Origin of the sequence: Flavobacterium sp. Root420 (genome assembly GCF_001427905.1) — a bacterium.
Classification (GTDB): Bacteria; Bacteroidota; Bacteroidia; order Flavobacteriales; family Flavobacteriaceae; genus Flavobacterium.
This window is the reverse complement of record NZ_LMEF01000030.1, coordinates 47766-64654: the sequence shown is the minus strand read 5'-3', so window position 1 is coordinate 64654 and position 16889 is coordinate 47766. Positions and strand designations below refer to the sequence as shown.

Genomic DNA, 16889 nt, shown 5'->3' with positions numbered 1-16889 from the left:
TGAATAGATTTAATTTTTAAAATCAGATGTAATAAATTATCTGCAAGCATCTGCTTAAATCTTTTTAAAATCTGCGTGAAATAAAACTTTGCGACTCTGCGACTTTGCGAGATTCTTTTCCCAATCCTCTAAAATGAACTTATATCACTTATATGGTTTAAAAAGCGTCTGACTTTTTTCAAAAGAGTTTGTTTTCAAATTTGCGCTTACTATTTATTTACACTAAATTTGCATCTTCAATACAACAAACTACACATCACAATGATCCATTTCTTTGAAAACCAAAGCAAAACTGTTTTCGCGGTACAAACGCAAAACGAAATTTCGGCTCAAGACATTTCAAAATTAAACTGGCTTTTTGCCAACTCCAATAAGATCGAGAAATCCGCACTGTCGGATTTTTTTGTTGGTCCCCGTGCCACAATGATCACACCCTGGAGTACAAATGCTGTAGAAATTACTCAGAATATGGGTATTCCGGGCATCATCAGAATTGAAGAATTTCATCCAGCAACGGCTGATTTCACAGATTTTGATCCGATGCTTTTTCAAAAATTCAATCAATTAGATCAGGAAATTTTCACTATCAACGTACAACCGGAACCTATTCTGGAAATCGATGATATTGCAACGTACAATAAAGTAGAAGGTTTGGCTTTAAGCCAGGAAGAAGTAGATTACTTAGATAATCTTGCTGTAAAATTAGGAAGAAAGTTAACTGACTCTGAAATCTTTGCTTTCTCTCAGGCAAATTCTGAGCACTGTCGTCACAAAATCTTCAACGGGACTTTTGTTATTGACGGTAAAGAAAAAGAAACTTCTCTTTTCAAATTAATCAAAAAAACATCACAGGAAAATCCGAACGATATAGTGTCTGCTTACAAAGACAACGTTGCTTTTGTAAAAGGACCAAAAGTGCAGCAATTTGCGCCAAAAACAGCTGACAAACCTGATTATTACGAGATAAAAGAATTTGATTCGGTTTTATCTTTAAAAGCAGAAACACACAATTTCCCAACAACAGTGGAGCCTTTCAATGGAGCTGCAACAGGTTCAGGAGGAGAAATTCGTGACCGTTTAGCAGGTGGGCAAGGTTCTTTACCATTGGCAGGAACTGCGGTTTATATGACTTCATACTCTCGTCTAAACGATGACAGAAAATGGGAAAATGCTGTTGAAGAAAGAAAATGGTTATACCAAACTCCAATGGATATTTTGATCAAAGCTTCAAACGGAGCTTCTGATTTCGGGAATAAATTTGGTCAGCCGTTAATTACAGGTTCAGTTTTAACTTTCGAACATGGGGAAAACGACCGTAAAATTGGTTACGACAAAGTAATCATGCAGGCAGGTGGAATTGGTTACGGAAAATTAGATCAGGCAATCAAAAAGAAACCACAAGAAGGCGATAAAATTGTAATCTTAGGTGGAGAAAATTATAGAATCGGAATGGGTGGTGCTGCAGTTTCTTCTGCTGACACTGGAGCTTTCGGTTCAGGAATCGAATTAAATGCCATTCAGCGTTCAAACCCTGAAATGCAAAAACGTGCCGCTAATGCCATTCGTGGTTTAGTAGAAAGCGACAATAATCCAATTGTTTCTATTCACGATCACGGAGCTGGAGGACACTTAAACTGTCTTTCGGAATTAGTGGAAGAAACCGGAGGTTTGATCGATTTGGATAAATTACCAGTTGGAGACCCAACACTTTCTGCAAAAGAAATTATCGGTAACGAGTCTCAGGAAAGAATGGGATTGGTTATTGGTCAAAAAGACATTGATATTTTGCAAAGAATCGCTGACAGAGAGCGTTCGCCAATGTATCAGGTTGGAGATGTAACGGGAGACCACCGTTTTACTTTCGAATCAAAATCAAATGGTTCAAAACCGATGGATTACGCTTTGGAAGATTTCTTCGGAAGTTCTCCAAAAACGGTTATGACAGATAAAACGATTGACAGAAAATATGCTGCTGTATCTTACGACGGCGCCCATTTTGAAAAATATTTAAAAGATGTTTTATGCTTAGAAGCTGTTGCCTCAAAAGACTGGTTAACTAACAAAGTTGACCGTTGTGTGGGTGGAAAAGTAGCCAAGCAACAATGTGCAGGACCTTTGCAATTGCCTTTGAATAATGTTGGGGTTATGGCTCTGGATTATTTAGGAAAAGAAGGAATCGCTACTTCTATCGGCCACGCTCCTATCGCAGCTTTGATTGATCCGGTTGCAGGAAGCAGAAATGCTATTGCCGAATCGTTATCAAACATTGTTTGGGCGCCAATTAAAGATGGTTTAAAAGGAATTTCATTATCTGCTAATTGGATGTGGGCTTGTAAAAACGAAGGTGAAGACGCTCGTTTGTATGCTGCCGTTGAAGGTTGTTCAGAATTTGCAATCGAATTGGGAATCAATATTCCGACAGGAAAAGATTCACTTTCGATGAAACAAAAATATCCAAACGACGAAGTAATCGCACCGGGAACAGTTATTATTTCGGCTGGTGGAAATTGTACTGATATTAGAAAAGTAGTTGAACCTGTTTTACAGAAAAACGGAGATTCAATTTATTATATTAATTTGTCTCAGGATGATTTCAAATTAGGAGGTTCATCTTTTGCACAAATCAGAAATACAATCGGAAACGAAACTTCTACTATAAAAGACGCTTCTTTCTTCAAAAATGCTTTTAATACGATTCAGGAATTAATCGGCGAAAGCCAAATTTTAGCCGGACACGATATCGGAAGTGGTGGATTGATTACTACTTTATTAGAGTTGTGTTTTGCTGATGTGAATTTGGGAGCTAAAATTGATTTCTCTGCTTTCGCAGAAAAAGATCTATTGAAAATCCTTTTCGCAGAAAACATCGGAATCGTTTTCCAGGCTAAATCTGATGCAGCTGTTGAAGCTAAATTGAATGCAAATAATATCGAATTCTTCAAATTAGGAAAAGCGACAACTAGTGAGACTTTAGACCTTGGACTTTGGACTTTAGACATTCCTACATACAGAGATGTTTGGTTTGAAACTTCTTATTTATTAGACCAAAAACAATCTAAAAACGGAACTGCAAAAGCACGTTTTGAAAATTATAAAAATCAGGCTTTAAATTATACTTTCCCAAGTCACTTTACAGGTAAAGCGCCTGTAATTGATGCTTCAAAACCAAGACCAAAAGCGGCTATTATTCGTGAAAAAGGAAGTAATTCTGAACGCGAAATGGCAAATGCAATGTATTTGGCAGGTTTTGATGTAAAAGACGTTCACATGACGGATTTAATTTCTGGTCGTGAAACATTGGAAGATATTCAGTTTATTGGCGCTGTTGGAGGATTCTCTAATTCAGATGTTTTAGGTTCTGCTAAAGGTTGGGCCGGCGCTTTCCTATACAACGAAAAAGCAAAAACAGCCTTAGATAATTTCTTCAAAAGAGAAGATACTTTATCAGTCGGAATCTGTAACGGATGCCAGTTGTTTATGGAATTAGAAGTTATTAATCCGGAGCACGAAGTTCACGGAAAAATGCTTCATAACGATAGTAACAAACATGAAAGTATTTTTACTTCTGTAAAAGTTCAGGAAAATAATTCGGTTATGTTGTCTACATTGGCAGGAACTACTTTAGGAGTTTGGGTTTCTCACGGCGAAGGAAAATTCAATTTACCAATGGGTGAAGAAAATTACAACATTGTTTCTAAATACGCTTACGAAGGCTATCCTGCAAACCCTAATGGTTCTCATTACGATGTAGCGATGATGTGTGATAAAACAGGAAGACATTTAGTTACTATGCCTCATATTGAGCGTTCTACTTTCCAATGGAACTGGGCACATTATCCAAAAGACAGAAATGACGAGTTTACACCGTGGCATGAAGCTTTTATCAATGCCAGAAAATGGATTGAGAAAAACTAGTTTTTTTTAGCCACGAATTTCACGAATTTACACGAATTGAATTGTGGAAATTTTTGAAATTGCTTTGCCTGCTTTTATTGCTCGGTCGTGGCGAAAAATATAAACCTTACTTATAAAAAAATGCCTCAGCACTATCCCTATAGCTGAGGCATTTTTTTTAACGTTTTAATGATGAAGCAATCCCGGTTACAAAATTAGATGCTCCAAAAGCAAACAATGCTGAAGCGATGGCATTCTGACCAGCAAAAAACTGATTTTCTGCAATTGCATTACTAAAGTAATGTCCACCGGCTACTCCTGCAACTAATCCCAAACCAATAATACTAACATACCACCAAGGTTCAGGATCCGGAGGTGGCGGCGGATTTTTCCAAAAACGTCTCCACCAGCCTGGATACTTGGTTCCACACCATCCCATTGCTAAATACAAAGCTGTTTCCATATTAATTAGATTTAATTATGCCTACTCATCTGCTTTTCGGCTTTCGCATTTTAATAGCATAAAAGTAGTTTTCCCGTAAATCAAATCGATAATGGTTTTTCCTGTTTTTATAAGGGGAAAAACACCTTTTTTTCTTCCCGGTTACCATCCTTAAAAAAACTTTAATCTTATCTAAGACTAATTTAATGATATCTTAAGGTCGTTTTCAGGACTCTCTTTACCCGGATAAATATCTTTGTCTCATGAAAAAATGGATACAACAATTATCACTGTTTATACTATTAGTTAGCATTAGTCAATTTTCTTTTGGTCAAAAAACTGCTGCAATAAAAGGAAAAGTTTCCGATGGAAAACTTCCTGTAGAATTTGTAGATGTAATTTTAAAAAACACAAGTGACTCTGTAAAAGTGGCCAATTATGCCGTAACAGATGTTTCTGGAAATTTTGATATAGAAAATGTAATCTCAGGTGAATATCTTCTTCAATTCAAATTAATAGGATTCAAAACTATAACTCAGAAAGTAAAAATTGCTGATACTCCTGTTTCCATTGGAACTATTGTCTTGCAAAATGATGCTAATTTATTGAATGACGTTGTGGTCAAATCTCAAAAAAAACAAATTCAAAAAACAGACGAAGGTTTTATTTTTAATGCTGTTTCAAATATTTCGCAATCTGGAGGAACTGCCACAGAGATGCTTAAAAGTATTCCGACTGTTGCTGTAGATGCAGAAGGCGGTATAACCTTAAGAGGGAAATCGCCTATGATTTTGATCAACGGAAAAAACTCGGCAATAACCAATATGGATCAGATTGCGGCGAGCAGTATTGAAAGCATCGAAATCATAAGTAATCCTACTGCAAAATACGATGCGAATGCAGAAAGTGGCATCATCAATATTAAACTCAAAAAAAACGACCAAAACGGAATCAATGGTGCGGTGGTTTTAGGTGGTGGTTTTGGTGCGAAAGGGAGAGCAAACAGTTCAATACTTTTAAATCAGAAAACAGAAAAATGGAACTTTGGTTTAGCGTATGATAATCGTTTTGCCGGTCGAACGAAAGAAATACATGCAGATCGTACCAATTATTTTATTGATGACGAACATTATATTCATCAATACAGAAATGACGAACGCACCGAGGGTTTACAGAATTTAAAATTCAATATTGATTTTTCTCCCAACGAAAAAAACACTTTTTCATTTGAAGCACTCGGAAACATGGAAAGTCAGGATAATGATGAGACCTTGTATACTCAGGTAAATACCAGTACAAATCAATTTTTCTCGAATAACAAACGACATTCTTTAGAATTAGAACGTTCAAAAGTAGCCGAACTGGCTTTCAATTATGATCGGAAATTTTCTGATGACCAAAAGAGTTTTAATATCAGCATTACTTCCTCTTTCAACAAAGACAAAGAAAATACGGATATTGACACCTATGATTATGATGAATATAATGAGCAAATCGGTGACGTATTTTTACAAAGAACACACAATTATGAAAACGAAAATATATCAAACGCTATTGTAAATTATGCTTTACCAATTTCGCCAAAAACGGTTTTGGAAACAGGATACAAAGGAACTTTTCGTTTCTTTACTTCTGAATTTGAAAGTGCTGATATGATTAATGGCGAATATGTAATTAATCCTACTGTCAGCAATACTTTCGACTATAACGAACAAATAAACGCGGTTTATGGAATGCTGAATACATTTTCTGGAAATGCAGAAAATCCAAAATGGAAATACAATTTAGGATTGCGTGCGGAAAATGTTTCCAACAATGGAGCAACACAAAATAATAGTGACCGCTTTAACAATGATTATATCAAATTTTTCCCTTCGGCATCTGCCCAATTAAATTTAAACTCAGATGAATTTGTAAAAATCGGTTACAGTAAACGTATCAATCGTCCGGATCTGGATGATCTGAATCCGTTTATGGATATTACCGATGCTCTGAATCCACATAGTGGAAATCCGTATCTAAAACCGGAAATTATTCATATTGCTGAAATGAGTTACAACAAAGACTGGAACAATTATTCATTCTCAACCAATGCCTTTTACCGAAATGCTACAGATGCCATTAGACAATATGCAGAACTTAAGGATAATGGAGTTATTTTATTAATGCCAAAAAACATTGGAAGCACAATTACCTATGGATTAGAAACTATTTTCAGCCTAAAACCAATTGGTTTTTATGATGCCAATATTAGCATAACTGCTTTTCAGCAAAACATAAATACTTCTAATCTTGGAGAAGATGTGGTAAACAATGCTTTTAGCTGGTACGGAAAAATTATCAATAATTTTGTTCCGTGGAAAGGCGGAAAACTTCAGATTATCGGGAATTATAATTCGGCTCTGCCAACTCCGCAGGGAAAAAGAATTCCGATTTATAATGTTGATATGGGTTTTCAACAAAAACTCGGAAAAGGAAATGCCCGTTTAGGATTGGTTGTAACAGATATGTTCAACACACTAAAAAGCGGCTATAAAAACAATACAGCTTTGTTTAGCAATAACAGAACGAATAAATCAGATACCCGTGCTTTGATGGTTACATTTGCTTATACTTTTAAGTCTGATTTTAAAGAAAAATTGTTGGAAAATCAGTTTTCAACGGAATAAATTTCGTGAAAAATAAAAATAAAAAAAAAGTTCATTCTTGTAATTGGGATTCATTTTTTCTATGAAAATTTGAACTATATTCGCTAAAAGTTCATGCCACTGAATTTTTGAAAACCCAAAAACAATTAAACCTGCATAGAATGAATTTTATAAAACTACTTTTATTTAGCTTATTTTTAATTTCCGTAAACACTTATTCACAAGTCGAGGTAAATAAAATTTCTCACAATGGTCGTGATCGCTATATCACTACTACTATTGGTTATCCAGTTCCCGGAGTTTATATACCAATGAATCAAAAAGAACCAAGTACCGTATTAAATCCGGACGGAACCGGAGTTATTCAGGCTGACGATTTATCCAAAAGTAAAATGAATTGGGGAATTGAATGCACAGAAGAAGGAGTTCCAATTTTTAGAGAAGGCTTTAATAGTGCTTCTTACACTTTTTGGTACAGACCAAACGATAGCAATGAATGGGTTAACTCTCAATTTTCTATTCATTTTACCAAGAAAAAAATGTATCTGATGGGTGAAAGAGTGAAAGACTATGTAGATTATAATGTGCAATAATTGGATAAAAATACAGAACTCAAATTAAAGGATTTTTAGTTTTTTCGAAAATTTACTACAAAAAAGAAAACGTTTTCGTTGATTTTCAATAGTCCCTATAAATTTTCCCATAAAATTTCACAAAATTAAAAATTATCCCTATTTTTTATTTAATTTGCAGTAAAATTCAATATATTAAACATGGTTTCAATCACACGCCTTTTTGATTTTCCCTATTATCAACAAGAAACTTATAACCTTCCGGTTGCTTTGGCAACGAAAAAAAACGGAGTCTGGGAAAAAACATCTAGCCAGGAATATATTGCAAAAGCTAATGCTGTTTCGAGAGCATTATTGCGCATGGGCATTCAGAAAGATGACAAAATTGCCTTAATTACCTCAAATAACCGTACCGAATGGAATATTATGGATATTGGTATTCTGCAGACCGGTGCTCAGAACGTTCCGATTTATCCAACTATTTCTGAAGAAGATTACGAATATATATTGAATCACAGCGGCAGTATGTACTGTTTTGTGTCTGATGATGAAGTACTTCAAAAAGTAAGACTGATCCAGGCGAATGTACCGACTTTAAAAGAAGTATATTCTTTTAATGAAATTCCGGGCTGCAAACACTGGAGCGAATTATTGACTCTTGGTGCAGACGAAAGCAACCAAAGTGAAGTCGAGGCCAGAAAAGACAGCATTCAAACTGACGATTTAGCAACCATTATTTATACTTCGGGAACTACAGGAAGACCTAAAGGTGTTATGCTTTCGCACAAAAACATTGTTTCGAATGTTTTAGACAGCGCTCCAAGAATTCCGTTTGATCCGGGAAAAAGTACGGCTTTAAGCTTCTTGCCTATCTGCCATATTTTTGAAAGAATGATTTTGTACATCTATCAATATTATGGTGTTTCGGTTTATTTTGGAGAATCAATTGATAAAATCAGTGATAACTTAAAAGAAGTTAGCCCGACTGTAATTACAGCGGTACCAAGACTTTTAGAAAAAGTTTACGATAAAATTTACGCAAAAGGAAGCGAACTAACCGGCATCAAGAAAAAACTGTTTTTCTGGGCTATTGATTTAGGCTTAAAATATGAACCATACGGAGCCAATGGTTTCTGGTATGAATTTCAATTAAAAATTGCCCGCAAACTTATTTTGAGCAAATGGAAAGAAGGTTTGGGAGGGAAATTAGATTTAATGGTTTCCGGAAGTGCCGCTTTACAGCCGCGTTTAACAAGAGTTTTTGCTGCTGCAGAAATTCCGGTTATGGAAGGTTACGGTTTATCTGAAACATCACCGGTAATTGCCGTAAACGATCAGAGAAATAAAGGATTTAAAATTGGAACTGTCGGGAAAGTAATTCGCAACGTTGAAGTTACAATTGCTGCAGACGGTGAAATTCTTTGCAAAGGACCAAACGTAATGTTGGGTTACTTTAAAGATCCTGAAAAAACGGCCGAAGCATTGCAAGATGGCTATTTCCACACCGGAGATATTGGTGAAATTGACAGCGAAGGTTTCCTGAAAATTACAGATCGTAAAAAAGAAATGTTCAAGACTTCCGGAGGAAAATATATTGCACCTCAGTTGATCGAAAATGCTATGAAACAATCTCGTTTTATAGAGCAAATTATGGTAATTGGAGACGGTGAAAAGATGCCGGCTGCTTTTATTCAGCCAAACTTTGATTTTGTAAAAGAATGGGCAAAACTTCATAAAATAACTTTAGGAAGCACCAACGCCGAAATAAGCGCTAATCCGGACGTAATCAAACGTATAGACGAAGAAGTGGAAGGAATAAATGAGAAATTTGGAAACTGGGAAAAAATCAAACGTTTTGAGTTAACTCCGGATGTTTGGTCTATCGATGGCGGACAGCTTACCCCTACTCTAAAATTAAAACGTAAAATCATTAAAGAAATTTATAAAAATCTTTACGCTAAGATCTATGGTCACGAATAACATTCCAAAATAATTTAACCAATGAAAAGGCTGTCTCCCAAGGACAGCCTTTTTTAATTGTGCAAACACCAATGCAAAATTTTAGCAATATTCTTTGCATCATCAATTCCGCGGTGATGTGTTCCTTCCAGCGGAATATCCAATAAATGCAAAGCTCCGTTCATCCCGGTTGGTTTCTGCAGACCAAATTTTTCTCCAAACCAGACTTTTACATTAATATGCTCGTCGGCCATTGGATACGGAATCCCGAATGATTTACATTGTTTTTTAAGCATATTGAGATCGTACTGACCGTAACTTGCCCAGGTATATAAATCGGGATTATATTCGGCAACTAATTTTTCAATTGCTTCCTCAAAACTCACTCCGTTTTTATCCAGTAAATCCTGGGTAATAGTTGTCAATTCCGTACAAAACGGACTTACGCTCGAGCGCTGCGGTTTGATCAAAATACCCTGATTTTGAGTTATCTCACCAGTTTCTGAATCCAGAACTGCCAAACCAATCTCAATAATTTCATTCTCCTGCCCCTGTGGGACCGCACTTTGCCAACACGTGGCTTCTAAATCGATAATAATAATTTTATCTGTTGTTTTCATTTTTTTTACTTTTTTAATAATTTATAATTCTCTCTCTAAAAAAGAGCCATTACTTCCCGAAAATTTTTCTTGATTGATGAATAGCGTTTGTTCCATTTAGAATTTTCGTTATTGCTTTTAATTTCTTTAGCTCCTTCAAGTTTATACATTTCGTGAAACTTTTTAAAAGGACGCGGTTCAAAATCAACCAAAATTGCAGCCATATTGATCGCATCAATATTTGCTGGATCTGTTTCGCCTTTAAAGAAGGTTTCGATAGGTCTGAACTTATCTTTTTTCTCCTTAAACTTATTCTTCTTGGTATGATCAAAATCCATAGAAAATAAATTTCTAAAAACATTCAAATCATCCTTAGTTGGATTCTTCTCGAAAATAAGCCAGCAAAAATCACGTAGTTTTCCACGAGAAGGGCTTTGCAAATAATCGAAGTATTTTCCTTTTTTTTCGGTTTCGTATTGAATCTTAATTGCTTTTTTGTATTCTTTTAATATTGTACTCATTGTATATTTTTTTATTTATTAATTTTTAAATCCTATTAATTTTTGTCACTAAGGCACCAAGGCCCTAAGTTTATATTCTTTGTGTCTTTGCGCCTTCGTGGCAAAACATACGGGCATAAAAAAAGCACCAGATAAAAGGTGCTTCATAACAAATACGATAATACAAATTATCCTATGCCTATAGTGATGCACCGATATGTTAATCCATTCCAGACCCGAACTGGCGTCTAAAGACTTGGCTTTACTACTGTTAGTTTTAAAATTCATTTTATATGTATTATATATTAAAATCATTGTGTTGTATAAATCTTTTGTTCTGATTTGTTTGGCAAAGATAAAGTCGAAAAATTCATTTATCCAAATATCTTTTAATATTATTTTACTGATTATCAATTAGTTATAATTAAAATTAAAGCAAAGAAATTCCTGTCCGCATGCTGGTGCAGAATTCTTTTTTATCAATTCACTGTTTCTCAATCAGATTACTTTCCAAGTTATAATTCGCTATTTTGTTTACTCATAAAACATTTGGTCAATTTATTTTTTTAATCGTTTTTAGTTATATGCTATTTTTCTTTCATTTTCTTTTCTTACTTATTGAAGCCGATTCTGCTTTAAAACAAAAAAAGCGTCCCAATGAGGACGCTTTTATCTATTTATGTTGAGTTTGAAACTACAATACATTTCTAATTCATTAAATACATATGACATCCTGAGTCATTAGCCGGAGAAAATCCCGCTAAACGATCGCTAACTTTTATGGCTGACAGGTTCATATGAATGTTTTTTATTTTTAATTCTAAGACAAATATAAATCATTTTTCGATTTAATACAACTTTTCCTCTTATAAATGTTAAAATTAACACAAAAAAAATATCGTTGATTTCAACATATTTTCATTTTGAAAGCTACTTTTGATTATTTTTATCTCACTTAAATGAAACCTATGAAAGAATATATCGACAGTATTGTTTGGTCTGAAGTTTGGGAATTTTCGAAACAATTTATTTTACCCAATATTGGTTGGTTTATATTCTGGACAGTTTTATTTCTAATTCTGGGTCTTATTCTCGGAATCATTTTCAATGTCTTTTTGTACAGAAAAAATATTTTTACCCGTGACAAGAAATACTACAATTGGATTGCCAAACTCTGGATTCCGTATTTTATGGTTGTTTTCCTTTATTTCTTTGCTATGATTGGCCTTTTGTATGGGGGGAAGTCAGTTTTGAAATCAGAAAACAAAAACATAACCGCCAATATTTATTCTAAAACAATCGGAACTACTTTTTCATCTGAAAAAGAGAAAAAAGAATTTCTGCATTCGCTTCAATTGCTTTCTAATTCTTCAGAAGATGTGAGTAAATCTTTGACCCAGGCATTGGCACTTTACATCAAACAAAACAACAGCGGTTTGCAAACTGTAGATAACTTTAAGAATTCGTCGACTTCGTATTTGCTTCAAAAATACGAGTCTGAAGTTTACAGCGCGTGCGTGTATGGCTTTATGAAGGTCGTTGACGACAAAGCCGACATGAAAAACGTAAAAGATATTGATTATGCCAAATTCAAAACGCTTTTGCAAAAATTAGATCAAATCGAACCTCAACAAATCGAAAACTCCATACAATCTGAAATGGGACGCAAATTACAAGCCGGAATGGATCTTATTTTTAAAGAAATCCTGAAACATGAATTGCTTTTTTTCTTTTTGTTTCTGATTATTCCTTTTGTGGAGTATTTTGTTTATTGGAAGTTTGTGAAAACTAAGAAATCTGATTTTAGCCGGCCGAAAACTGTGGAAAATGTAATTAAACATTAATCATTTAACGCTGCCAATTGTACGTTTAAAGTTGTTGAGCTTTATATGTGTTTAGTTCAAAGCTGAAAGGAAATAATATTCTTGAGAGATTTTATATATAAAATGCGCAAATCACTTTGCGCATTTTTTTTTTGGGGTTATTGATACAACTCTCCCTCCTTATTGATTAAAGTTTGGATTACTTTTTCTTCGTCACTTTTGTATAAAAGAGTTGTTAAGTTTATTTATTCTTCAAGGTTTAAAATATGCAAACTGGAATGATTTATTTTTCCAAAATATTAAAGATTTTTTTTCCTCTCCGTTTATTTTGAAAGTAATTGGTTTAAATGGTATTTCGATAGCATCAATACCATAACTGCCACTTACTTTTCCAAGTAGTAATAGCTCGTGCTCTGGTGCTAATTTAACCATGCCTAAAAATTTGCCAGCATCAATACCTACTGTAACCAAGTTTAATAAATTACTTATAGGGCATTTTAATTGGAATTCCGGGTCTAAAAGCAAACTATGTAATGGACTAGGATTTATTGATGCATTATATCGAACTTTGTCTACTTTAATATTTAAAAATAAATCTTCTCCTTCTTGTCTTGGAGTAATCAATATTTTTGAGGTAACTTCTGGAATATCTACATTTATATTACTGGAAATCTTTTTATCGTAGTTGGTAAAGCAAAAAAAGATATTCCCTAAATCAATTGGTTTTAATTCCAAATTAGCTCTTAATTTAGCATCAACTCCTCCGGAATATTTTAGCATGATTTCTGAAAGATCAGAATTAAAATTAAAAGATCTAAGATTAATAGTTGCTTTTCCACTCCCTGATACATCTCCTTTAAATCTCCCTAAAGCTAAAATACCTGTCGCTTCTCTCCAAACATTGCATGCAGCTACCTTCGCTTCATTTTGTACTTGACGAGCAATTCGAGCAGTTTCACGAGCAGTTTGCCACGCTATTCTTTCTGCTTCTACTCTTATTCTACATACTCTTCGTGATGCGGCGCATGGAGGATCTTCCAATCTTACTTTTTTGCAGAATGGGCAAATTCCAACTTTTATCGTATGCATACAATCCCAATCACAGCTATCTCCATTAAAATTAGGATAATTAAAATCAGTTCTTACTTTTTGACAATCAATATCTTCTTTTTTTACTTCCAATTTTTCATTAAATGTCGCCTCAGGAATAATGAAATTTTGTTTCAAAATTATTTGCTTAGATAAAGTCTCATTTAAAATTTTTGAAATTTCTGATTTGCTAATATTTGTAACAGCTAAGTGTTTTATATCAATAGGTTCAAAAATGCTTATCCAAGTACTATCATACTTTTCATTGAATGCATTAAATATCTTTGTTAATTCTGGATTAGTTTTCTGAGTAATTGTTGGAGTAGTTGATGTATCCTTTATTGGTTTATCTTTCATCAATTGAATCATTACCGAAATGCCATTAGATTTTATACGAATGCAAGATTTCTTAATAAATCGAGTTGCTGTTAATGAGTCTGCTATAACTTCTGTATTAGGGTCTTTAAACATTTTTTTGAGGCTCACTTTATAAGTCTCACCCCAACCAGTATAGATTGTTGTTGGCTTTTTTAAAAAAGTCCCATTTAAATTTTCAATATAGTTTTTAAGAATTGGAGAAATTAATTTTGCTAAAGCTTCTTTTGGTAATTTCGGTTTTTTTGTAAATTTTATGCTCTTTACTTTTAATGAATTTACTGCGCTTCTTAAATATAAGGAATCTGATTTAGTAGAAACTGCAGTCAAACCATTTAAATATCCTTTTATTTCTATACTCTCTTTGGGAATTTTAATTTTTGCATTTTCATTTAAAATTTTAATTTCTACATCATTTTTTGGAATAAGAATTGAAAAATCAGCTTCAATAAGAATACCTTGCCTGTCCAAAGATACTTTTGGTTCAATATTTTGAATTATAATGTTTTCATCATCGATTGATTCCGCTTCATTCTTGATTTCTGTAGGCAAATATTTCAGGATAATATCTTTATCAATATTTATTCCTACATGTGGTTCAAAGTCTGATATTTCTCCAAGGTTTCTTTCAATAGATGCATATTGTTGATCAATTGTAGAAAGTGGAGGAAATTGATTGTTTATAGCCGTTTTTAGAGGTTTGCAACTTGTAAATACAATTGCAACTACAAATATCGAAAGGTATTTAGTGTATTTCATAAAAATGGATTTTGATGGTTAGAAATTGTCTCTGTTGTTTTTAAAACTTATTTACAACGACCTACTTAGCAGTTTTAATTGGAAGTCGTTTGCAGTAATTAATTTTCTTCAATTCCTTTGTCTAAACTTATTTTCTTAACTTTAGATAAATTGTACGTTATTCCGAAAAAATTACCAAATTTGAATTGACTTTGAGTAGGTATATTTCCGGAATCTCCCAAGTTATAAGAACCACCAACTTGATAACCATCTGCAATTCTATCTACTTTTCCCATAGAAATACCTGCAGAAAAAATAATGCGTTCCTGTTTTCCTAATATCACTCCGCCACCCAAAAGCACTTGCAGCTTCTCATTCTGGGTTATTACTGCACCAAAATTAAGAGTTGGAACAATCCAGGAATTCATTCGAACATAAGTATTAATTGTAGAACCAAATGCCATATCATAGTCTCCACTATTTTTTAGCATAATGATCTTATTACCTGCTATAGCCGGATCGTCTCTTTTGTCATATTCTGAATCATAAAGCGACGTAAAAAATATCCCGGCACTAACATCTATTTTTAAGCCGCCTTTTATCCAGATATTATAAGATGTAGGTGCAAAATTAGTTTCTTCTGCTTTTGTCTCTTTATTAAAACGGCGTAGTTTAAACTCTATAACGTCAATATTTTTACCTTGTACATCGATTGGAAACGTATAAATATTTAAATCAACACTGTAGAATTTTTGTATGATTATTTTAATACTTTTTTCTGCTTTATCTTTTGTTTCAATTACACTTTTTTGTGTGCTTAAATATTGAATATCATCGTCTGAATTTTGCAAATTGTCTAATAATTCATAAGAACTCTTTAACTGTTCTTTTGCCGCAGTAAGGAATTCTTCCCTTTTAATGCTATAATCATTTTCGATGAGCTTGCTTTTTTGTTTTAAAATTTCATAAAAGCTTTCTATTTCAAAATTTAGACTGTCAATATTTCGTGCTAAGCTTTTGTTTTTTTTGATAATGCTTTCAATCGTTTTATTTTTAGCCCCCCATTCTAAAACCATTTTATTTGATTCTGTTTTTACTTCTTGAATAATTTCATCAGATTTTTTTTCGTTATTAAAAAATGAAATTTCTTTAGTATCAATTTTATAAGTATACCTTAAGGGATTTCCATTTATTAATCTGACAGCTACCATTTCTCGCGATTTTGCAGAAAGCCATTTACTGCAATCTAAAGCTGTAGACAAAGAATCCTTATAAACTGTAATGCTTTTTTTATGTGGCTTACTCAAATCGACTGTTATAATTTTAGTATCCACTTGGCTATAGCCAACAAATCCAAAGAATAAAAAATAAAGAATAATTAATCTTGTTTTCATGATTTCTATGTTTTTAGTTATGTTTCAAATGTATTTACAGAACAACATATCAATCAATTACCCTTTAGGGTGATATTTTATTTCTTACATTCTTATAATTTTTTTTGTAAGTTTATTGAATGTTAAATTTTATATCCCGATTTAGCCTAATTTCAAATATCACCCAAAAGGGTAATTGCGATCAATGCATTTATTGCACAACTTTGTAATGAAAATGTAACACCATGAAAATAAGAGTTGCTATAGTAGAGGATGATAAAAATTATAATCAGGCGCTGAAGAATATCATCGACTTTCAGGAAGATATGGAATGTGTAGCTCAATTTTTTAATGGTAAAAATGCTTTGCAAAAATTGGAAGCCATAGAACCGGACGTGGTTTTAATGGATATTCAACTGCAAAATTTATCGGGTATTGATATTGTTTTTAAACTAACCGAATTAATGCCCGGCACCACTTTCGTAATGTGCACGAGTTTTGAAAATGACGAAAAAATCTTTTCTGCCTTGCGTGCCGGTGCGAGTGGTTATCTTGTAAAAGGAGATCCTTTGGCTAAAATTATTCAGGCGATTCTGGAAGCGCATAAAGGAGGTGCACCAATGAGTTTTGCTATTGCCAAGCGTGTTTTACAACATTTTCAGGAATCAAAAGTACAAGTACAAAGTTTAGCATTACTTACTGTAACCGAAAAAGAAGTTCTTGAATTGCTGGCGCAAGGACTTCTCTACAAAGAAATTGCCGACAAGAAAAATGTCACAATTGATACCATCAAAAAACACATTGGTAATATTTATAGAAAACTACAGGTAAGTAATAAAATTGAAGCAATTAATAAATTTAACACCAAAAACTAAAA

The 16889-nt window shown here is 33.5% G+C and carries 11 protein-coding genes; 6 read left to right on the top strand and 5 right to left on the bottom strand.

All coding sequences use genetic code 11. The features are described from left to right. Positions 1-261 precede the first annotated feature (261 nt). Entirely contained in the window at positions 262-3915 is a 3654-nt protein-coding gene (purL, locus tag ASC72_RS17670; protein ID WP_056193803.1) for a phosphoribosylformylglycinamidine synthase, read from the top strand. A gap of 157 nt (positions 3916-4072) precedes the next feature. On the opposite strand, the gene ASC72_RS17665 is transcribed toward purL, so the two are convergent. After that, positions 4073-4357, bottom strand: a complete 285-nt coding sequence (locus tag ASC72_RS17665; protein WP_056193800.1) for a hypothetical protein — start codon at positions 4355-4357, stop codon at positions 4073-4075. 242 nt (positions 4358-4599) lie between these two features. On the opposite strand from ASC72_RS17665, the gene ASC72_RS17660 reads away from it, so the two are divergent. The 3 genes from ASC72_RS17660 (at position 4600) to ASC72_RS17650 (ending at position 9536) form a co-directional block, all read left to right on the top strand. Continuing rightward, positions 4600-7005 (top strand): TonB-dependent receptor domain-containing protein, encoded by a 2406-nt coding sequence (locus tag ASC72_RS17660; RefSeq protein WP_056193797.1) that lies wholly within the window; start codon positions 4600-4602, stop codon positions 7003-7005. 140 nt (positions 7006-7145) lie between these two features. Next, the gene (locus ASC72_RS17655) at positions 7146-7577 is read left to right on the top strand and encodes a hypothetical protein (protein WP_056193794.1); all 432 of its coding nucleotides are present in this window, start codon (positions 7146-7148) and stop codon (positions 7575-7577) included. A 180-nt stretch (positions 7578-7757) separates the two neighbouring features. Next, entirely contained in the window at positions 7758-9536 is a 1779-nt protein-coding gene (locus ASC72_RS17650; protein ID WP_056193792.1) for a long-chain fatty acid--CoA ligase, read from the top strand. 53 nt (positions 9537-9589) lie between these two features. Here ASC72_RS17650 and ASC72_RS17645 read toward each other — a convergent pair whose 3' ends face one another. Further along, entirely contained in the window at positions 9590-10135 is a 546-nt protein-coding gene (locus tag ASC72_RS17645; RefSeq protein ID WP_056193789.1) for a 3'-5' exonuclease, read from the bottom strand. Positions 10136-10170: 35 nt separating this feature from the next. Next, positions 10171-10635, bottom strand: coding sequence for a hypothetical protein (locus ASC72_RS17640; protein WP_056193785.1), 465 nt, complete (start codon positions 10633-10635; stop codon positions 10171-10173). 947 nt (positions 10636-11582) lie between these two features. Between ASC72_RS17640 and ASC72_RS17630 the strand changes: the two genes are divergently transcribed. After that, positions 11583-12458 (top strand): hypothetical protein, encoded by an 876-nt coding sequence (locus ASC72_RS17630; protein WP_131725837.1) that lies wholly within the window; start codon positions 11583-11585, stop codon positions 12456-12458. A 231-nt stretch (positions 12459-12689) separates the two neighbouring features. Here ASC72_RS17630 and ASC72_RS17625 read toward each other — a convergent pair whose 3' ends face one another. Next, positions 12690-14660: a hypothetical protein gene (locus ASC72_RS17625; RefSeq protein WP_056193775.1), complete on the bottom strand. Its 1971-nt coding sequence runs from the start codon at positions 14658-14660 to the stop codon at positions 12690-12692. A 98-nt stretch (positions 14661-14758) separates the two neighbouring features. Beyond that, a complete protein-coding gene (locus ASC72_RS17620; RefSeq protein ID WP_056193772.1) occupies positions 14759-16033 on the bottom strand; it encodes a hypothetical protein in 1275 nt (424 codons plus the stop codon). 224 nt (positions 16034-16257) lie between these two features. Here ASC72_RS17620 and ASC72_RS17615 point away from each other — a divergent pair, with 224 nt between their 5' ends. Continuing rightward, the gene (locus ASC72_RS17615) at positions 16258-16887 is read left to right on the top strand and encodes a response regulator transcription factor (RefSeq protein ID WP_056193769.1); all 630 of its coding nucleotides are present in this window, start codon (positions 16258-16260) and stop codon (positions 16885-16887) included. Positions 16888-16889: the final 2 nt, after the last annotated feature.